Source organism: Limnobacter sp. G6BE5S, from assembly GCF_058448965.1.
Map to the genome: position 1 here is coordinate 464,155 of NZ_JBZFLM010000001.1, position 19,545 is coordinate 483,699.

The 19,545-nt window shown below is 51.8% G+C and carries 15 protein-coding genes; 6 read left to right on the forward strand and 9 right to left on the reverse strand.

Going from position 1 to position 19,545, the window contains the following annotated elements; genetic code table 11:
* Window positions 1-162 precede the first annotated feature (162 nt).
* Window positions 163-564, forward strand: a complete 402-nt coding sequence (locus ACVL1J_RS02280) for a hypothetical protein (protein WP_159569358.1) — start codon at window positions 163-165, stop codon at window positions 562-564.
* 9 nt (window positions 565-573) lie between these two features.
* On the opposite strand, the gene mnmE is transcribed toward ACVL1J_RS02280, so the two are convergent.
* From mnmE to rpmH, 5 genes are read right to left on the reverse strand one after another with little or no spacing between them, the layout of a single operon-like run.
* Entirely contained in the window at window positions 574-1,953 is a 1,380-nt protein-coding gene (gene mnmE, locus ACVL1J_RS02285) for a tRNA uridine-5-carboxymethylaminomethyl(34) synthesis GTPase MnmE (RefSeq protein WP_341237038.1), read from the reverse strand.
* Window positions 1,925-3,619 carry a membrane protein insertase YidC gene (yidC, locus tag ACVL1J_RS02290; RefSeq protein WP_159569354.1) on the reverse strand — a complete coding sequence of 565 codons (1,695 nt, stop codon included), beginning with the start codon at window positions 3,617-3,619 and terminating at the stop codon, window positions 1,925-1,927. The genes mnmE and yidC overlap by 29 nt, the downstream gene beginning before the upstream one ends.
* Before the next feature lie 28 nt (window positions 3,620-3,647).
* On the reverse strand, window positions 3,648-3,923 hold the full coding sequence (gene yidD, locus ACVL1J_RS02295) for a membrane protein insertion efficiency factor YidD (protein ID WP_341237037.1): 276 nt from the start codon (window positions 3,921-3,923) through the stop codon (window positions 3,648-3,650).
* Entirely contained in the window at window positions 3,860-4,219 is a 360-nt protein-coding gene (locus ACVL1J_RS02300; RefSeq protein WP_159569352.1) for a ribonuclease P protein component, read from the reverse strand. Before ACVL1J_RS02300 ends, yidD begins: the two co-directional genes overlap by 64 nt.
* A gap of 33 nt (window positions 4,220-4,252) precedes the next feature.
* Complete coding sequence (gene rpmH / locus ACVL1J_RS02305; RefSeq protein WP_008247028.1) at window positions 4,253-4,387, reverse strand: 50S ribosomal protein L34; 135 nt, start codon at window positions 4,385-4,387, stop codon at window positions 4,253-4,255.
* Window positions 4,388-4,658: 271 nt separating this feature from the next.
* On the opposite strand from rpmH, the gene dnaA reads away from it, so the two are divergent.
* The 3 genes from dnaA to gyrB all read left to right on the forward strand — a co-directional run bounded on the left by dnaA (window position 4,659) and on the right by gyrB (window position 9,939).
* A complete protein-coding gene (dnaA, locus tag ACVL1J_RS02310; protein WP_159569725.1) occupies window positions 4,659-6,047 on the forward strand; it encodes a chromosomal replication initiator protein DnaA in 1,389 nt (462 codons plus the stop codon).
* A 228-nt stretch (window positions 6,048-6,275) separates the two neighbouring features.
* A complete protein-coding gene (gene dnaN, locus ACVL1J_RS02315) occupies window positions 6,276-7,382 on the forward strand; it encodes a DNA polymerase III subunit beta (protein WP_159569350.1) in 1,107 nt (368 codons plus the stop codon).
* A 31-nt stretch (window positions 7,383-7,413) separates the two neighbouring features.
* Entirely contained in the window at window positions 7,414-9,939 is a 2,526-nt protein-coding gene (gene gyrB / locus ACVL1J_RS02320) for a DNA topoisomerase (ATP-hydrolyzing) subunit B (protein WP_341237036.1), read from the forward strand.
* Here gyrB and cfa read toward each other — a convergent pair.
* The 4 genes from cfa to ACVL1J_RS02340 all read right to left on the reverse strand — a co-directional run bounded on the left by cfa (window position 9,936) and on the right by ACVL1J_RS02340 (window position 17,640).
* The gene (cfa, locus tag ACVL1J_RS02325) at window positions 9,936-11,096 is read right to left on the reverse strand and encodes a cyclopropane fatty acyl phospholipid synthase (protein WP_341237035.1); all 1,161 of its coding nucleotides are present in this window, start codon (window positions 11,094-11,096) and stop codon (window positions 9,936-9,938) included. The genes gyrB and cfa overlap by 4 nt on opposite strands.
* Before the next feature lie 64 nt (window positions 11,097-11,160).
* Window positions 11,161-13,029: a hypothetical protein gene (locus tag ACVL1J_RS02330; RefSeq protein ID WP_341237034.1), complete on the reverse strand. Its 1,869-nt coding sequence runs from the start codon at window positions 13,027-13,029 to the stop codon at window positions 11,161-11,163.
* Between the two features lie 142 nt (window positions 13,030-13,171).
* Entirely contained in the window at window positions 13,172-15,922 is a 2,751-nt protein-coding gene (fdhF, locus tag ACVL1J_RS02335) for a formate dehydrogenase subunit alpha (protein ID WP_341237033.1), read from the reverse strand.
* On the reverse strand, window positions 15,919-17,640 hold the full coding sequence (locus ACVL1J_RS02340) for an NADH-ubiquinone oxidoreductase-F iron-sulfur binding region domain-containing protein (RefSeq protein WP_341237032.1): 1,722 nt from the start codon (window positions 17,638-17,640) through the stop codon (window positions 15,919-15,921). The genes fdhF and ACVL1J_RS02340 overlap by 4 nt, the downstream gene beginning before the upstream one ends.
* Window positions 17,641-17,856: 216 nt before the next feature.
* Here ACVL1J_RS02340 and ACVL1J_RS02345 point away from each other — a divergent pair, with 216 nt between their 5' ends.
* Together ACVL1J_RS02345 and ACVL1J_RS02350 are read left to right on the forward strand one after the other, a co-directional pair.
* Window positions 17,857-18,816 carry a patatin-like phospholipase family protein gene (locus tag ACVL1J_RS02345; protein ID WP_341237031.1) on the forward strand — a complete coding sequence of 320 codons (960 nt, stop codon included), beginning with the start codon at window positions 17,857-17,859 and terminating at the stop codon, window positions 18,814-18,816.
* A gap of 22 nt (window positions 18,817-18,838) precedes the next feature.
* Entirely contained in the window at window positions 18,839-19,534 is a 696-nt protein-coding gene (locus tag ACVL1J_RS02350; RefSeq protein ID WP_491665082.1) for a response regulator transcription factor, read from the forward strand.
* Window positions 19,535-19,545 lie beyond the last annotated feature (11 nt).

Below are 19,545 nucleotides of genomic sequence, written 5' to 3' on the forward strand. Positions count from 1 at the left end.
TGAATTCACCGTAACAATTAAGTCCGCATTTTGCCTTTTTTTACAAAGGGTTCCGCATTTCGGGGGGGCATCAGAAACAAGCATCCTCATTTCACGGAATGGGCAGGAGTTTTCAACTCCGTAAGATGGACTCATACCGAAATTTTAACGGAGCAAGCCATCATGACTATTGCACTGGTCCAGCATCACTTAAATGACAGCGAACCACTCTATTTCCGCCAGTGTGAAGCACGCGTCACCATGGAGCTGGACAACGTAGCACATGGCCTGAAACATTTTGGGCAACAATTGCGCAAGACCACTTCTGCCCAAGCGCGATTTGCCTTGGTAGTTCAACTCAAGACTTGGGCATTGAACAAGCCAACCTTGCAAACCCTGATGGCCCAATACCTTGATGAGGTTGAGCGCACCCAACAGGTGGTTCATCTGGACCCGGAAAGCCACGATGAATCAATTGAATCACTGTGTGAGCAGTTGGTATTTTTGAGTGCGGTGTTCGAACAGGAATCCGAGCTTATCGATCAAATGGCATTTGCTGACCCACAACTGGTGTTGTGCGACTAACGTCACCACTTATTTGCCGATGCAAAACCGGCTGAATATCAAACCCAGTAAATCGTCGGGCAACATGCGCCCGGTGATCTCGCCCAAGGCGTCATGAGCAAGGCGCAACTCTTCGGCAAACAAATCCAGAATCCGGTCATCCTGTTGCGCAAACTCGTGCGCAACTGCCAAATGTTCTCCGCACACCAACAGTGAATCCACATGGCGTTGACGCGCCATGAACCCATGATCTGGCGTGTGGGCAATGCCCACCTTGGTCAATATTGCGTCCTTCAACAATTCCAGCCCCAAACCATTCTTGGCAGAAACCGGCAAAACATCTTGCGGCAGCTGCGGCACCTGGGGCAGCAAGTCCACTTTGTTCAAGACTGTTACGGTAGGCAAGTGCACCGGCAATCCAAGTTGATTGTTCAGCAAATCTTGAGGCCATTGCGTTGCGTCTTTCAGGATCAGCAACAAATCCGCTTCTTCGACTGATTTGCGCGTTCGCTCAATGCCAATTTTCTCAACCTCGTCTGACGTATCGCGCAGACCGGCGGTATCTACTAAAACAAGGGGAATGCCGCGAATATTCAACTCTTGTTTGATCCGATCACGCGTGGTGCCGGCGATCGCCGACACAATCGCCACCTCTTCGCCAGCCAAGGCATTCAGCAAACTCGATTTGCCCACATTGGGCTCACCCACCAACACGATTTGCAAGCCATCACGAAACTTCACACCTTCCTGCGCTGCGCCCAGCAATTCCTTGTGATTACTCAAAATTTGAGCAAGCTGCCCTTTGGCATCTGCCTTTTCAAGAAACTCGATTTCCTCTTCGGGAAAATCCAGCGTGGCCTCCAGCAACAAACGCAAATGAACAATGCGATCGGCCAGTTCATTCACATGTTTTGAAAATACACCGCTGAGCGAAGCGGCGGCTGCTTTGGCTGTGGCCACTGAACCTGCATCGATCAGATCGGCAACCGCCTCGGCCTGCGCCAAGTCGAGCTTGTCGTTTAAGAAAGCGCGCTGCGTGAATTCACCGGGCATGGCATGCCGCAAGGGAATGTTCAACTGCCTGGACAATGCCAGCGCATGGGCCACCACACCTTGTAATACCGCTTGCCCACCGTGACCCTGAAATTCGAGTACATGTTCACCTGTGAACGAAGCTGGCGCATTGAAAAGTAGCGCGATGCCTTCATCGATGGCATGTTGCTCAAAGTCTCGAAGTGTTAACAGCGTTGCCATGCGTGCTTTAAGCGACTTGCCGCAAAAAGCCGTACAAAACGAATGAAAATCGGAAGGGGAAGGAAATGAAAACCGCACCACCCCCACCCCGCCCTTTCCGGGCGCGGTGGCGATGGCCACGATGGGATCACCGTGCGGTGGCTGGTGCTGACTCAATTTGACGCGTAATTACCCACTGCTGGGCAATGGACAAGATGTTGTTTACAACCCAGTAAAGTACCAAACCGGCCGGGAAGAAAATAAACATGACCGAGAACACTAAGGGCATAACCATCATGATCTTCGCTTGAACAGGATCGGGTGGTGTTGGATTCAATTTCGTTTGAATGAACATGGTCACCGCCATGATCACCGGCAAGATGTAAAAGGGATCGGGTGCCGCCAAATCGGTAACCCAGCCAAGCCATGGCGCATTGCGCATTTCAACGCTGGCAAGCAAAACCCAATACAAGGAAATAAATACGGGGATCTGAACCAAAATTGGCATACAACCACCCAAGGGGTTGATTTTCTCGCGCTTGTACATTTCCATCATGGCGCGCTGAAAACCCATTTTGTCATCGCCATACTGCTCTTTCAGTTTTTGCATGCGCGGACCCACCTTGCGCATTTTTGCCATGGATTTGTAACTGGCTGCCGACAAGGGGAAAAACACCAGCTTGATCAAAATGGTGAGCACAACAATGGCCCAACCCCAATTTCCTACAAAACCATGAATTTTTTCCAGCAACCAGTAAATGGGTTGGGCAATCACGGTCAACCAGCCGTAATCCACGACCAGATCCAAGCCAGGGGACAATGCTTCCAATACACCCTGATCCTGAGGGCCGGTGTACAACTTGGCGGTGTAGGTGGCCGATTGCTCAGGCGCCAGGTTGCCCAGGCTGCTGACCAAGCCAATGGAGTACAAATTGGAATCCACTTGTCGCGTGTAATTCTCTCGAGGGCCATCTTGACCAATAATGGCCGATACAAAGTAATGCTGAATCATTGCCAGCCAGCCTGAATCAGCTGTTTTCACATATTCGGCACTGCGATCAGCAATGTCTTCAAACTGGATTTTTTGATACTTTTTCTCGGGTGTGTAAACAGCCGGGCCAGTGAAGGTGGCATACAGGGAAGAATCGCTTTCAAGGGGATTACCGTCGCGGGTAATTTGCACATACGCACTGGGTGAAACAGGTTCAGTGCCTACATTGCGCGCCGTGATGACCAAATCAATGTCGTAGCGGTTCTTGAAAATAGTATACGTAGCGGTGTTTTCAACACCGCCACTGGTGGCCTTGAACACCAATTTCAACTGATCCTGGCCGGGCGCAAATTCTGTAGAACCCGACACCAGGTCAAACAAGGTGCGGTGGTTGGGTGCATCTGGCACACCCACCAACCCCGCTTGGCCTACGTAAGTTCGATTGGTTGTTTGCTCAAACAGTTGAACTGGCAGTTCAGGGTTTTCTGCGGCGGGGTGATCCAGCAGTTTTGAAGAAATCAGTTGTGCGCCCTGGCTTGAAAACTGAAGTTCAAGCACATCGGTTTTCACAGTTATGGTTTGCGCAGCGGGTGCGGTTTCGGTGGCGCTTGCCACAATCGCGTTGGGATCCGCTGGAACGCTAGCCGTGCCTGCCGGTGCTGCAGCCTGTGGCAAATCATTGGCAGTGTTGGAGCCTTCAGATTGTTTGGCGACCTCGCCCTTGTTACTGGTTTGTGAGCCCGTGCTAAGACCAAACAAAGTGGGTTTACCAATAGAAGCCTGATAATTGTCCCAAAGCATGATGAGAGACAAACTGAATATCATCAAGAGGACTAACCTGCGCGTTTCCATTTAAATCCTTAATTACTGAGCTTAATGACTAAGAGTCGTGACTGGTGCGGCGTGCTTCGGGAACAGGGTCCAGCCCGCCAGCATTCCAGGGGTTGCATCGACAAATGCGGCCAAAAGACAAAGCCGCGCCTTTCCATGCGCCATGAATTTTAACTGCTTCAAGGGCGTATTCCGAACAACTGGGGTAAAAACGGCAAGAAGGCGGGAAAAGGGGACTAACAGCAAGCTGATAACCGCGGATCAATGCTGTGATGGCACGCGCCGTGAGAGATCGTTGAAAAGTTGTTGGAGTTCTGTCCACCATGCCGCTCGATCTGAATGACCTACTGCACACACTGGTTTGCTTAAGCGAACCAGAAATTTGCCTTGGTAGTTGCCCAGTGCGTCTTGGCAGGCATGGCGGATCAAGCGTTTTAGCGTGTTCCGGTCCACGGCCCTTTTGGCCAGACGCTTGGGAATCAGTATTCCAAATTGCGGTGGGGTATCCTCAAACAGCGCGTGAAGCATCAATCGATCTGTTTTGGCCACTGGCCGTGTTTTTAACAGACCACCAAATGTTTCAGATCGAGTAATTTTTGTCGCATGCGACCCGGAACCCACCCTGTGCAATTCAGAATGTTCAAAGCACCAGGCTTAAACGGACAAACGTGCACGGCCTTTGGAGCGACGTGCGCGCAGCACGGCACGACCACCACGGGTGCGTGAACGTACCAAAAAGCCGTGTGTTCTTTGACGGCGAACTTTAGAAGGTTGATAAGTGCGTTTCATGGCAAGCCTCTGGCCCACATGGGCTTAAAATTTGGCGAAAAATAGGGTAAAACTGGTTTGGTCCCGAAGGCGCGGCCGGTAAAGATCGAAGCTCACACCAAGGGAACCCGAAAGTATAGAGGCAAATTCGGGAAAAACCTAGAAAAATCTGCAAGTTCGCGTGAAGCCTGCCAATCACTCACTCAATCCGTGGGGGTTTGGATACAATGGAGCGCTAAGTTTTAATTCCTGCAAAGCAGTTCATCCGAATAATAAGGCTGTTCATAACGTGATTGATCAATTCTGGAACCACTGTGTTGAAGCGCTTCGGAAAGAACTTCCAGCCCAACAGATCAAGCTGTGGATCGAACCACTGACTGTGGTTGAATTTGATGAAAACACCGCCAGCCTGCACATGGCTGCACCCAACCGGTTCAAACTGGACTGGGTACTGAACAATTTCGGCGGTCGTTTCAATGAATTGGCCACTGAATTTTTTGGCTGCGACATGGCCATTCAATGGCAAGTGGCCGCAAAACAAGCCAGCCCATTAATGGCCCCACCCCCGGCCGCTGCCAAAAACAACAGCGAAGCTGTAGCTCAGGGCGCACCCAAGGTTGCCGCGGTGAGGCGCGACGAAATCGCCGCCACGGTCTACGAACGCAGCCGCTTGAACCGCGACCTTTGTTTTTCCAACTTCGTGTCGGGCCGAGCCAACCAACTGGCCAGGGCGGCGGCTGAACAAGTGGCCTCCAACCCGGGCGTCTCCTACAACCCGCTGTTTCTCTATGGCGGCGTGGGATTGGGCAAAACCCACCTGATTCACTCAATCGGCAATCGCTTGCTTGAGCAAAACCCCAACACACAAATTCGATACATTCACGCCGAGCAATATGTGAGCGATGTGGTCAAGGCCTATCAAAAAAAGGCATTTGAAGAATTCAAGCGGTCTTATTATTCGCTCGATCTGCTGTTGATCGATGATATTCAGTTTTTTGGTGGCAAAAGCCGGACTCAAGAAGAGTTTTTCTATGCCTTTGAACAATTGATTGCAGCCAAAAAGCAAATCATCATCACCAGCGACACCTATCCCAAAGACATTCAGGGCATGGATGACCGCCTTATTTCACGTTTCAACAGCGGCTTGACCGTGGCCATTGAGCCGCCCGAGCTTGAAATGCGAGTTGCCATTCTGCTGAAAAAGGCTGAACAACAAAAAATATTGTTTTCAGAAGATGTAGCCTTTTTCGTGGCCAAGCACATGCGCAGCAACATTCGCGAACTGGAAGGTGCCTTGCGTCGAATCATGGCCTTTGCCAGCTTTCACAACAAGCCGGTCACCATGGATTTGGTTCGTGAAGCATTGCGTGACATGATTTCTGTGCACCATGGACAGGTTTCTGTAGAAAGCATTCAGAAAACCGTGGCTGACTATTACAAAATCAAGGTGGCAGACATGTTCTCCAAGCGCAGGCAAGCGCAAATTGTGCTGCCGCGGCAGGTGGCCATGTACCTGGCCAAAGAACTCACCGAGAAAAGTTACGTTGAAATTGGCGAATTGTTTGGGGGACGAGACCACACAACGGTGCTACATGCCGTCAATAAGATATCGGAATTGCGAAATCAGTCCTCAGAGTTGAACCATGCGCTACATGTATTGGACCAAACCTTAAAGGGTTGATTTAGAATTGTGGATAACTGTGTAACAACCGTGCACAACAATGCGAGTTATCCACAGAAAAAAAAGAACTTCGGAAAATCGAAAAAAGTTATCCACAGTATGCAGATCGAGTCCCAGAAGTTCTACACCAGTTGTGAAAGAACCTAAGAAGCTCAATTCAAAGGGAAAAATAGAGTTGTCCACAGAATTGAATCAACTCTATTAACTAATCCTATAAGGAAATATTAAATGGAATTAATTCATAGCTCACGCGATGCATTGGTTCGAAAACTGCAAATCGTCAGCAACATCGTCGAACGTCGAAACACCTTGCCGGTGTTGGCCAACATTCTGTTGAAGAAACAGGGTGGCCTGCTGACACTGCTGTCTTCAGACATTGAAATGCAGATTCAAACCAGTGCTGAAGTGGGTGCAGGGGGTGAAGACACCGCAACCACGGTAGCGGCTAGAAAATTCCTGGATATTTTGAGATCACTGCCTGAAGACTCGGATGTGATGGTGAAGCTGGACGGCAAAAAAATGTCCGTGCAGGCCAAGAAAAGCCGGTTTGCCCTGCAAACACTGCCTGCAGAAGACTTCCCGCTGGTGCAGGAACCCAAAGAATGGGTAACACAAATCAGCTTGCCGCAAAAAATGCTGAAAAACCTGTTGGGCATGGTTCATTTTTCCATGGCTCAACAAGATCTGCGTTACTACCTGAACGGTGTTTTGTTGGTCATTGAAAGCGCGTGTGTGCGTGCAGTGGCCACTGACGGACACCGATTGGCCTATGCAGACGCGCCTGGTCAAGGCGGTACCGCCAAGCATGAAGTGATTATTCCGCGTAAAACAGTGCTTGAGCTGTCGCGTTTGTTGAACGACACCGACGACACCGTGACCATTGATTTGGCCAGCAACCAGGCCAAGTTCACTTTTTCGGACATTACCCTGATCACCAAGCTGGTTGAGGGCAAGTTTCCCGACTATCAGCGGGTTATTCCAAAAACCCACCAACACCACGTGGTGATTGCGCGTGACGCACTTTTGCATTCCTTGCAACGTGCCTCCATTCTGACCAGTGACAAGTTCCGCGGCATCCGCTGGGTGCTGGGTGCGAACGGTTTGACCATCGTGGCCAACAACTCGGATCAGGAAGAAGCCAGGGATGAAATGGAGGTCGAGTACCAAGGACCCGAGATTGATGTGGGTTTTAACGTAAACTACCTGTTGGATGTGTTGAACAACCTCAAGTCGGAAACCGTGCAGTTTACATTGCAAGACGGAAACAGCAGTGCATTGGTGACCACCCCAGGCAAAGACGATTTCAAGTATGTCGTTATGCCCATGCGTATTTAAAACGACAATAAAACGAAAACAACAACACCCTATGACTTCAGAAACACAGAACGGCGGTGATTTGCCCGTGCAGGGCAACAACGCAGACTACGGCGAAGGTTCAATCCAGATTCTCGAAGGCCTGGAGGCTGTGCGAAAGCGGCCCGGCATGTACATCGGCGACACGTCCGATGGTACGGGCCTGCACCACCTGGTTTTTGAAGTCGTAGACAACTCGATTGACGAAGCACTGGCCGGACATTGCGATGACATCGTGGTGACCATTCATGCTGACAACTCGATCAGTGTGACCGACAACGGCCGGGGTATTCCAACCGGCGTGAAAATGGATGACAAGCATGAGCCCAAGCGCTCTGCTTCGGAAATTGCACTGACTGAATTGCATGCTGGTGGCAAATTCAACCAAAACAGTTACAAGGTTTCCGGTGGTTTGCACGGTGTGGGTGTGAGTTGTGTAAACGCACTTTCCAGTTGGCTGCGCCTGACTGTTCGTCGCGACGGTAAGGTTCATCAGCTTGAGTTTGCACGTGGTTTTGTGCAGAACCGGATTATCGAGCAAGTAGACGGCTTTGATGTGTCACCCATGAAAGTTGTGGGCACCACCGACAAACGCGGTACAGAAGTTCACTTTTTGCCCGACACACAAATTTTTCAGCAAAACTACGATTTTCACTATGAAATTCTGGCCAAGCGCCTGCGCGAACTGAGCTTTTTGAATAACGGTGTGCGTATTCGCTTGAAAGACGAACGCACAGGCAAAGAAGACGACTTCGCTGGCAGTGGCGGTGTTATGGGTTTTGTTGAATTCATTAATGCCAACAAGAAAATTTTGCACCCGAACACCTTTTATGCGGCGGGTGAACGCCCGGCCGAAACTTACGGCGGCATTCCCGGCACCAGCATTGGTGTGGAAGTGTCCATGCAATGGAACGATGGTTTCAATGAAGCGGTGCTGTGTTTCACCAACAACATTCCACAACGTGATGGTGGTACGCACCTGACGGGTTTGCGTGCGGCAATGACTCGCGTCATTGGCAAGTACATTGAAGTCAACGAGATTGCCAAAAAACAAAAAGTGGAAGTGACTGGCGACGACATGCGCGAAGGTCTTTGCTGCGTGTTGTCAGTCAAAGTACCCGAGCCAAAATTTTCAAGTCAAACCAAAGACAAGCTGGTGTCAAGCGAGGTGCGTGCACCCGTTGAAGACATTGTGGCCAAAGTGCTCAGCGAATATCTTGAAGAACGCCCGAACGATGCCAAGCTGATTTGCCTGAAAATTGTAGAAGCGGCACGCGCACGTGAAGCCGCGCGCAAAGCGCGAGACATGACACGTCGAAAAGGCGTGTTGGATGGCGTTGGCTTGCCAGGCAAGCTGGCAGACTGCCAGGAGCGTGACCCAGCCAAATGTGAAATTTACATTGTCGAGGGTGATTCCGCGGGCGGTTCGGCCAAGCAGGGTCGTGATCGCAAATTCCAGGCTATTTTGCCATTGCGCGGCAAGGTACTGAACGTTGAAAAAGCACGTTTTGACAAGCTGCTCACCTCGGAACAAATCACGACTTTGATTACGGCCTTGGGTACCAGCATTGGGAAAGACGATTTCAACCTGGCCAAGTTGCGTTATCACCGAATCATCATCATGACCGATGCGGACGTGGACGGCGCACACATTCGTACATTGCTGTTGACCTTGCTGTATCGCCAGATGCCGGAATTGGTTGAGCATGGCCATGTGTATATTGCGCAGCCACCGCTTTACAAAGTGAAGCACGGCAAGGATGAGCGTTACCTGAAAGACGATCAGGAAGAAGCCCAGTACATGTTGGCGATTGCTTTGGAAAAGGCCGCGCTGATTCCGGGTGAAGGCAAAGATCCCATTAAAGGTGAGGCACTGGAAGAACTGGCCCGCCAGTTTGTAACCGTTGAAGCTGTGGTGCGCCGTTTAAGCCGAATGATCGACCCCGATGTGCTCAATGCAATTGTGGAAGGTGTGGAGCTGGACCTGGACAACGAGGAAGCATCCAAAGCGAGTGCTGCCAGGTTGCAAGCGGTGCTCGACCCAACCATCATGACCGTGTTTTCGCAGTTTGATGAGCAAAGTGATAAGCACCGTGTTCTGATTCACCGCCGCCACCATGGCAATGTTCGTGTAACAACAATTGATCCTGATTTTGTACATGGCGCGGATTATCCCTTGTTGTCTCACGCCGCAAAAACCTTCAAAGGCCTGATTTCCGAAGGTGCAGAAATGCAACGCGGTGAAGGTGAAAAACAGAAGGTACAGGCAGTACAAAGCTTCCGTGAAGCCATGCACTGGTTGCGTGAACAAGCCGAAAAATCAATTTCGAAACAGCGTTACAAAGGCTTGGGTGAAATGAACCCACAGCAGCTTTGGGAAACCACCATGGACCCTGCAGTGCGCCGTTTACTGCGTGTTCAGATTGAAGATGCGATTGCAGCAGATCAAATTTTCACCACCTTGATGGGCGACGAAGTTGAGCCAAGACGCGCGTTTATTGAAAGCAATGCCTTGAAAGCCGGGAATATCGACGTTTAAAATCTTGGTCGCGTGCTTCTGTAAACAGATGGGCGTTCGCGGTGGCTAAACACCAGCTGCCACAACATGCCCTTTCTGGCGCGAAAGTACGCTGCACAGGTTAATAGGTAATAAGTCCACATCCGGCGAAAACGTTCATCGTAATTTGCTTTCAGTGCGGGCCATGCATTTTCGACGTTGACATGCCAGGCCACCAAGGTTTTGTCATAGTCTGTGCCAAAGTTATGCCAGTCCTCGAGCACCAGCTTGCCATCCAGGTGTTCGGCGATTTCGCCGGGCGAGGGAATTTTTCCATTCGGAAAAATATACTTGTCTATCCAGGGATCGGTGGCGTCGGTTTTATCAAAACCACCAATGGTGTGCAACAAGAAAAGTCCATCAGGCTTCATAAGCCGTTGTACCGCATCGAAGTAAGCTGGGTAATTTTTAAGACCCACGTGTTCAAACATTCCTACTGACACGACTTTGTCAAATTGGCCTTGCAGGTCACGATAGTCGATCAGCTCAATTTCTACAGGCAAGCCTGCACAACGCGCGCGGGCATATTGTTGCTGTTGGTTTGACACGGTAATACCCAACACCTGCACACCGTAATGTGTTGCGGCGTACCATGCCAGTCCTCCCCAACCGCAGCCGATGTCCAATAACTTTTCGCCAGACTGAAGTTGAAGTTTCTGACAGATCATGTCGAGTTTGTGAAGCTGTGCTTCTTCAAGATTTTGAGCATGCTCCCAATAGCCGCAAGAATAAATCATGAGTGGATCGAGCATGGCTTCGAACAAATCATTGCCGGTGTCGTAATGGTGTTCGCCCACTTGAAACGCGCGGGTGGGTGCTTGCAGATTGATTACTTTTTCGCGCAAGGCCAGCATTAGCCACTGCATTTTGGTCCAGGCTTTGGTGTGTTCGTCAGCGTTGTTTCGCATTAATCGAAACATCATTTCATCAAGCTGCGGCACTTGCCACCAGCCGTTCATGTAGGCCTCACCAAGCCCCAAAGAACCATGACTTAAAACGGCATTGAAGAGGCGTTCATCTTGAATCTGGATATCGTGAGAAGCCGAGCCGTTGATACGAATGCCAGCGTTGCGCAACATGTCGGCAATGGGTTTGGGAACCCTTTGTGCATCGACCAGTTCGAAGGTACTTGTTTTCATAGTTTCCGCGAAGTTGCTATGACGACAAGTTGATTATTGCAGACTTGGATAACACAGGCAAAAACTAACGTGAAAATTTAAATGCCGGTACACCGTGCGGAACAGTTTTGTTGATATTGCCGTTCCAGCCTTCTACGCGTGCAGCCAGGTGCGCCAAACCTTGGACCATCAATGTGGGGGCAGACAGCAAGAACATGAGGATACCGATGTTGGTCATTGAAAAATCAACCGGAAAATTCCCGTTGGTACTGACCGTGGAGGGACTGCCTGAGGCGTCTGCTGCGATCGGGATAAAAGTACCGAAAATGATGGCAAGTACAGCACCTCCGAAAAAGCGCCCAAGACTGTTGCACATGGATCGAGAAGCTGGGCTGGTACCTACGGAGTTGTTGATGAAAAGAGCCATGTTGTTGAAGATTCGTGACAGGTTGGCATTTGATGCCAAAACCACGTTCATGTTGAACAAGCGCATACCTTCAGCAATTTTGATGCATGCCCGGGTTACAGGCCCGTATTGGTGAATATTTTTGGCCATGTATTCACCTTTGAAACAGTTTTTTGAGGCCCGGCTTGGGTCATTCATTTTTTTAATTTGTGCCTTTTGGTAGTCTTCACTGGCCCATTTCCGCAAGGTGGGCGCAATGTTGGTGTTGGCCACGCGATCCAGCAAAGCTGCGGGGTAGGCAAGTGTTTTCAGGGCAAAATTGTGGATTGCCGGGGCAAGAATTTCTTCTGTTTGCCGCCGGGCATCCTTCATGGCTTTCGCGTGGGGATTGGCAACTTCCATGTGGTCAATGGTACTGGCCAGTGCAACATAATGACTTTCTTTGGTGGTTACCGCTTTGGCGTAACGGTAACGTGCCCACAAGGTGGCTGACTCGCTCGGTGGTTTGTCGACCTGTAAATATTCGCCCAGCGCAGTTTTAAGGGAATGCATGTTTTCAAGGTCACTTTTTGCTGGGTCGATTGCTGAAAGTGCGTTGTTCAGTATGTGTGGAATACCGTGTTTGTCCAGGCTGTCGGTTTTGATCTTTTTCAGAATGTGATGCTTGCCTTGCATGGCTTGGGCCATGACCTTGACTAGTTCGGGCTTGTCTTTGATTGACTTGAGTTGTGACAGAATTTTTTGAAGATTTTCACTGACGTCTTTGGACAGGTTTTTTTGTTGTTTTGGGTTTACTTTGTGTTTTTGAACTGCAATTTGGCTGGCCATGCCGCTACAAAAACCCAAAAAACCAAGCGCAGAGGAAGCGATCGGGAACGCAATCAGTAAACCCAGAATACCTTGCCCCAAAAAAGTCGCTGTGTTTTCAGAGGCACTTCGAATGCACTTCAATAATTCGGTGGTGCCGACACCGATGAACCCCAACAAGCCGAACATGAGTATTTTGTTTTTGGTGCTTTTTTCATCAACGCCACTTGTGCCGGTATTGCGCATGGTGTTGTAGGTCATGCCAGTGGGGGCTGCGTTCATTTCGCACATGCCATGCAGCACATGGCTTACCTTTGAAAATCGGCGGGCCCACAGGTTGCGAGACGTGGTGCCATTTTCCTTGTCGTAGTAATTCGGGCTGTAACGAATATAGTCTTCGCGCATTAAGCGGCTTTGAACACCATCAGAATTCCAGACGGTGTCGTTGTACTCTTCGTCGGTCAGGTCGCGGCCCAAGGCAACTGATTTTTGCGTGGCTTGGAAGTCTTTTCGAAGAATTGCAGCCTCGCAGTATTGCTTCGATTCAAAATGCGCTTTGCCGACCACATTGATAGCACGTGTGGAACTTGCAAAGTCGCATATTTTTTTCCAAGCGGTGCGTTTTTTGTAGGTGTCGCCACTGACATGTTTGTTGCCAGATTTGCGCGCTATATTGTTTTTCATCCCGCGATCAAGCGCGGGTGTGATCAGGTTCGGTGAGGCTGTAATTTGCAAGGCCACGACAGGTCTCCAGAATGCACATTTCAGGTGCGCTTCAGTTCTTATTTGACCTTAAACATGTCACAAACTGTGACTTTGTCCAAAAGCGGGCAAACAGGTATCACCCATTGGGTGTCACTTTATTCAATAAAGTTTGACAAACTCAGGGTTTTCCCTGTTTTTTGTGCACCGCAATAGCGCAGTACTTGAATTCGGGAATTTTGCCGTCGGGATCGAGCGCTGCGTGGGTGAGTTTGTTGATCGCGGCTTCTGCATAACAAAATGGCACAAAGACATGTCCCGGTGGTGTGCCTTGGTCGGCCCTTGCGAAAAGCCCTATTTCGCCGCGACGGGATTGAAGCCAGACCATGTTGCCCGCCGCAATGTTCATGGCTTTTAAATCGCTGGGGTGCAACAGCGCGGTGGGTTCGGGTTCTATGGCATCGAGTACGCTGGCGCGACGGGTCATGCTGCCCGTGTGCCAGTGTTCCAGTTGACGTCCGGTGATCAATACAAAAGGATATTCGGCATCGGGTGTTTCGGCTGCGCCGCGGTACTGCGCAGGCACCAGGCGCGCCTTGCCGTTTGGCGTCGGGAAGCGGTCTGTAAACACCACGGCTTCGCCGGCATCGCCCTCGTGGGCGCAGGGGTACACCACAGCGTGTTCGCGTTGCAGGCGTTGCCAGGTGATGCCTTCAATGCTGTGCATGGCATGGCGCATTTCATCAAATACTTCTTCAACGTTTTGGTAATTCCAGGGCAGGCCCAGCCTTTGGGCAATGTCTTGAATAATCCAGAGGTCTTGCCTTGCTTGCCCGGGTGGGTCGATGGCCTGTTGACCCAGTTGCACCACGCGATCGGTGTTGGTGAAAGTACCGGTTTTTTCGGGAAAGGCGCTGGCGGGCAAAACTACGTCGGCCAAGGTTGCAGTTTCGGTGAGGAAGATATCCTGAACCACCAGAAAATCGAGTGCAGCAAGTGCCTTGCGGGCGTGGTTCAAATCAGGATCGGACATGGCGGGGTTTTCACCCAGTATGTACATGCCCTTTACCTGACCGGCAAGAATGGCTTGCATGATTTCTACCACGGTGAGCCCTGGCGTGTTGCTTAGCGGAGTGTCCCACAGGGCTTCGAACCGCTGTTGTGCTTCGGCACTGCACACCCGTTGGTAGTCGGGGTACATCATGGGGATCAACCCCGCATCCGATGCACCCTGCACATTGTTTTGTCCGCGCAAAGGGTGAAGGCCTGTGCCGGGCCGCCCAAGTTGCCCGGTGATCAATGCCAGTGAAATCAGGCACCGCGCGTTGTCGGTGCCGTGGGTGTGCTGTGAAATGCCCATGCCCCATAGAATGATGGAGGCTTTTGATTTGGCATAAAGGCGGGCCACTGCGCGCAATTCATTGGGTGAGATGCCGCAAATCGGGGCCATGGCCTCGGGGGTGCATGCGGCGACATTGGCTTTCAATTCCTTGAAGCCCTCGGTGCGGGTGGCAATGAATTCTGCGTCGATCAGGTTTTCGTCGATGATGACGTGCAGCAAGGCATTCAACAGGGCCACATCACTGTCGGCGTTGAACTGCAAAAAATGCGCGGCATGGCGGGCAAGGTCTGAACGGCGGGGATCGGCCAATATTAATGTGGCGCCCTGTTTCACGGCATTTTTGATCCATGTTGCGCCCACTGGGTGGTTCACTGTGGGGTTGGCACCAATCACGAAAATTACCTCGGCCTGGTTCACATCCATCACCGGGTTGGACACCGCGCCGGAGCCAATGCCTTCTAGTAGGGCGGCCACTGACGATGCGTGGCACAAGCGGGTGCAGTGGTCCACATTGTTGGTGCCAAAGCCGGTGCGCACCAGTTTTTGAAACAAATAGGCTTCTTCGTTGCTGCACTTGGCTGAACCAAAACCAGCCAGTGCATGGCTGCCGTGGGTGGTTTTTATGTGTTTGAACTTGCTGGCGATCACGTCAAGCGCTTCGTCCCAGGTGGCTTGGCGAAAGGCCTGGTTCACCTGTTCTGGATCCAGCAGATTGACCGGGTTCTTGGGAACGCCTTCACGGCGAACAAGTGGGTGGGTCAGGCGTTGTTCATGGTGTACATAGTCAAAGCCATAGCGGCCTTTCACGCACAAGCGACCCTGGTTGGCAGGGCCTTGGCGCCCTTCCACACGGATCAGGGTGTTGTCTTTGATGTGATAAGTCAGTTGGCAGCCGACACCACAATATGGGCAAACTGAATCCACGGTTTTGTCCGCCTGCTGGCGGGCCGCTGGTTGTGCGGGGCTTAGTGCTCCGGTAGGGCAGGCTTGCACGCATTCGCCGCAGGCTACGCAAGTGGACTGCGCCAGGGCATCGCCCTGATCGAACACAATGGCGGCTTGCTCGCCCCGATAAGCCAGGCCAATGACGTCATTAACCTGCACTTCCCGGCAGGCTCGAACGCAGCGGGTGCATTGAATGCAGTGGTCCAGATTCACGGCAATGGCGACATGTGAATGATCAACAGGCACAGATTTGCGAGCATTAAACCGGCTGCCCTTCACACCCATGGTTTGACACCAGTGGGTCAGTTCATTGTCGGCTTTTAGCGGGTTTGCCGGGTTTTGTTCCGGCATGTCGGCCAGTAACAATTCAAGCACCATTTTTTGCGCAGCAACTGCTTTGTCCGATTGGGTGTTCACGACCATGCCGGTCGACACCTGTCTGCAGCACGAGGCCGCCAATGTTCTTTCACCCTCCACCTCCACCACACAGGCGCGGCAGTTGCCGGCCCCTTCAAGGCCTGCCTGGAAACACAGGTGAGGCACATCGATGCCTTCCCGCTGTGCGACTTGCAACAAGGTTTCTCCCGGTAACGCCTGAACGGTGTTCCCATTGAGTTGAAGGCGGATCATTTGCGAGGCATTCATGCTTGCTCACCGCATGTTGTGTGTTCAATTTCGTGTGGAAAGTAGCGAATTACACAATCGATGGGGTTGGGGGCGGCTTGGCCCAGGCCGCAAATCGAGGCATCGCGCATCACGGCGGAAAGTGCTTGAAGCAATGGCACATTCCATTGGGGTTGATTGATCAATTCGAGCGCTTTGGCTGTGCCAGCCCGGCAGGGTGTGCATTGGCCACAGCTCTCATGCACGAAAAAACGCATCAGGTTGCGGGCCATGCCCACGGCACTGTCGGCTTGAGAAAACACCACAATGGCCGCTGAACCGATGAAGCAGCCGTGGGGCTGCAAGGTGTCGAAATCAAGTGGTATGTTGGCCAGCACCGCAGGCAAAATACCCCCTGAAGCCCCGCCCGGCAGGTAGCCGTACAAGGTGTGCCCGGCTTGCATGCCGCCGCAATGCTCGGCAATCAATTCGTTGAGCGTGATACCCGCAGGTGCCAGGTGCACACCGGGTTTGTTGACCCGCCCCGACACGGAGAAGGAACGCAGGCCCGCTCGTCCGTGGCGCCCTTGTTCTGAAAACCACGTTGCGCCTTTTTCCAGAATGGCAGGCACCCAGTACAGGGTTTCAAAGTTGTGAACCAGGGTGGGTTTGTTGAACAAGCCCACTTGTGCCACATAGGGCGGGCGTAGCCGGGGCAAGCCGCGTTTGCCTTCAATCGATTCCAGCATGGCAGATTCTTCGCCGCAAATGTAAGCACCCGCCCCGCGTCGCAATTCAATACTGGGCATGTTGGGCATGGGTGGTTGGGCTTTGAGTGCGGCCAGTTCGGCCTCCAGCATGGCCCGGCAGGCGTGGTACTCGTCGCGCAGGTAAATGTAAATGGAACTGGCTTGCACGGCCCAGGCGGCAATCAGCATGCCTTCCAGAAATTGGTGTGGATTGTTCTCGAGGTAGGTGCGGTCTTTGAAGGTGCCGGGTTCGCCTTCGTCGATGTTCACGGCCATTAAGCAAGGTGTGGGTTGGTCGCGCACAATGCCCCATTTTCGCCCGGCCGGAAAACCGGCACCGCCCAAGCCGCGCAAGCCTGAATTGGACAGGGTGTCGATCACCGATTCAACGGTGCGCTGGTTGGCCGTGCATTCCTGCAACACGTGGTAGCCACCTTCGGCCAAGTAAGCGGTCAAATTGGTATAGGGCAGCGGCAAGGCTTTGGTGTGCTGTCCAAAGGCGGCTTCCATAATGTCATGGTGATTGGCCCACCCCATTTCATGCTGACCCACTGCAACAGCAGGTGCCTGTTCACAACGACCAATGCAGGGCACGGCTTGAACCCGTACTGTGCTTCCAAGCAATGCTGGCAGTGTGTCGATCAAGGAGTTTGCACCCGCCATGCAACAGGTTGGGCCATTGCACACCCGCACGGTGAGCGCATGGCGGATAGCGTTTCCGGATTCGACAACATCAAAGTGGTGATAAAAAGTGGCCACTTCGAACACTTCGGTTTGACTTAAATTCAGGCATTGCGCCAAGGCTGCCAAGTGGCTTTTGGGCAAACAACCCAGGTGGTCTTGCAATTGATGAAGGTACTCAATCAACAAATCGCGGCGCAATTTCTGGTGGCCCAATATGGTAAGTACCGAGGAAATATGGTGCGGGTCTGTTTGACGGCCTTTGGGCGCACGGCGGTGTTGTTGCGCAAAGTCAACAGCCTTGGCAATCGGAATGATTGCGTGATTCATGTCGTCCCCAATGGTATGAATCGGTCTTGCATGGTGGCTCCCAGTGTGACTCTATTAAGCCGGTATTGAACTTACACGGCCCTTTCTAGGACCCAATGAGCTTGGCCAAGTTCATCGTAAACCGGCACATGCCTTTGCCGTTAGTGGATATTGTCAACCCAAATTTGTTGCGCTGCGGTAGCATCGGGCTCTTGAAACGGTTTTAGAACTATGTGTATGAAAAACAAGCCTTTTGGCAGTGTGTGGACTTTGTTGCTGGCTTTGACCTTGTCGGCTTGCGCCACTGTGGCGCCACCCATGGCGCCCGTGCCTGAACCTGTACCCGCCGCACAGGCGCAAGATCCGGTTGCGCCCAAAACCCGTGAGCCGGTGATTGCGTTGGTGCTGGGTGGCGGCGGTGTAAAGGGCTTCGCCCATGTGGGCGTGATCAAGGTTTTGGAAAACCACGGCATTAAGCCCAGCATCGTGGTGGGAACCAGCGCAGGCAGTTTTGTGGGCGCTTTGTACGCCAGTGGCATGAATGCCTACACTTTGCAAAGTGTGGCATTGGGCATGCAGGAAGCCGATATTCGTGACCTGACTTTGAGCAGCCAGGGGTTTTTGATCGGCGACAAGTTGCAGCAGTACGTGAATACGCAGGTGAAGAACAAGGCAATTCATCAGTTTCCAATTCGTTTTGCGGCCGTGGCCACCGACCTTGAAAGCGGTGAGAAGGTTGCGTTTAACTATGGCAATGCCGGGCAGGCGGTGCGTGCTTCCTGCAGTATTCCGAACGTGTTTTTGCCCACCCGCATTGGAAAACGTCAGTTTGTGGATGGGGGCTTGGTAAGCCCAGTGCCGGTATTAACGGCGCGCGAGATGGGTGCCGATGTGGTGATTGCGGTCGATATTTCTGCCAAACCGCGCACAGGGGCGGGTGCCATGGGATGGTGGGGGCTGCTGGACCAAAGCATCAATATTTTGAGTCAGCAGGCCATTCGTGCTGAATTGGCGCGAGCCGATGTAGTGATTCAACCGAGCGTGCAACACGCCGATGCATTGAACCTTGACCAGCGTCATGAGTTCTTGCTGGAGGGTGAAAAGGTGGCCCAGAAACTGGTACCTAAAATTCAGGCTGCCATTCAGGGAAGCCGGGAACAGCTAATGGCACAAACAAGCCCACAGGCACGGCTCTAAATTTTCGCAGTACAATGCCCGAATGACACTAGAAAAAACAGGGCATGCAAACATGGGTTCGCAGACGGACAAACCCACGATTTTGATCGCGGAAGACCATCCGATGATCTCAATCATGTTGGCGGACATGATCGATCAGCTGGTCACCCACAGTGAGATCATTGTGGTTGAAAGTATGGAAAAAGCCCGGGCAGTTCAGGCTGTACCCAATCTGGTTATTGCCGATCTAGACCTTCCGGATTCCAAGGGTGTGAACACCATCAACACCTTTGCCGTGTTGTTTCCGCAGTGCCCAAAACTGATTTGCTCCGGCGTGCTGGACAAGAACCTGGCGCGTGAAGCCGAACGCGCAGGCTATTTCTATGTGAACAAGGCCAGCACCTATCCTGAATTGCTTCGAGCCCTTCAAAACCTGCTGATACAGGCAGGCGTAATTGACGAGATGCCCAAAGGCTCTGAAAAAGTCGCTAATGAATACCATTCCAATATTTATGCTCCGGGATCTGACAAACCCCTGACCTGGAAACAGGTTGAAATCATGCGCAAAACTGCAGGGGGTTTATCCGCCAAAGAGGTTGCGCGTGAAATGGACATCAGCCCCGACACGGTGCGTGGCCACATCAAGGAAATATTTCTTCGATTGGGCGCCAAAAACAAAGGTCAGGCGGTCGACATTTTCATTCGAGCCGAGCGCAAAGCGCGTTTGCTTGATTCTTGAACACAGCTGCC

What these genes read in the sequence shown, in the direction of transcription:
- ACVL1J_RS02280 (WP_159569358.1), top strand. Translation starts at nt 163, where the DNA reads ATGACTATTGCACTGGTCCAGCATCACTTAAATGACAGCGAACCACTC.
- yidC (WP_159569354.1), bottom strand. Translation starts at nt 3,619, where the DNA reads ATGGAAACGCGCAGGTTAGTCCTCTTGATGATATTCAGTTTGTCTCTC.
- yidD (WP_341237037.1), bottom strand. Translation starts at nt 3,923, where the DNA reads ATGGTGGACAGAACTCCAACAACTTTTCAACGATCTCTCACGGCGCGT.
- rpmH (WP_008247028.1), bottom strand. Translation starts at nt 4,387, where the DNA reads ATGAAACGCACTTATCAACCTTCTAAAGTTCGCCGTCAAAGAACACAC.
- dnaN (WP_159569350.1), top strand. Translation starts at nt 6,276, where the DNA reads ATGGAATTAATTCATAGCTCACGCGATGCATTGGTTCGAAAACTGCAA.
- gyrB (WP_341237036.1), top strand. Translation starts at nt 7,414, where the DNA reads ATGACTTCAGAAACACAGAACGGCGGTGATTTGCCCGTGCAGGGCAAC.
- cfa (WP_341237035.1), bottom strand. Translation starts at nt 11,096, where the DNA reads ATGAAAACAAGTACCTTCGAACTGGTCGATGCACAAAGGGTTCCCAAA.
- fdhF (WP_341237033.1), bottom strand. Translation starts at nt 15,922, where the DNA reads ATGAATGCCTCGCAAATGATCCGCCTTCAACTCAATGGGAACACCGTT.
- ACVL1J_RS02340 (WP_341237032.1), bottom strand. Translation starts at nt 17,640, where the DNA reads ATGAATCACGCAATCATTCCGATTGCCAAGGCTGTTGACTTTGCGCAA.
- ACVL1J_RS02345 (WP_341237031.1), top strand. Translation starts at nt 17,857, where the DNA reads ATGAAAAACAAGCCTTTTGGCAGTGTGTGGACTTTGTTGCTGGCTTTG.
- ACVL1J_RS02350 (WP_491665082.1), top strand. Translation starts at nt 18,839, where the DNA reads ATGACACTAGAAAAAACAGGGCATGCAAACATGGGTTCGCAGACGGAC.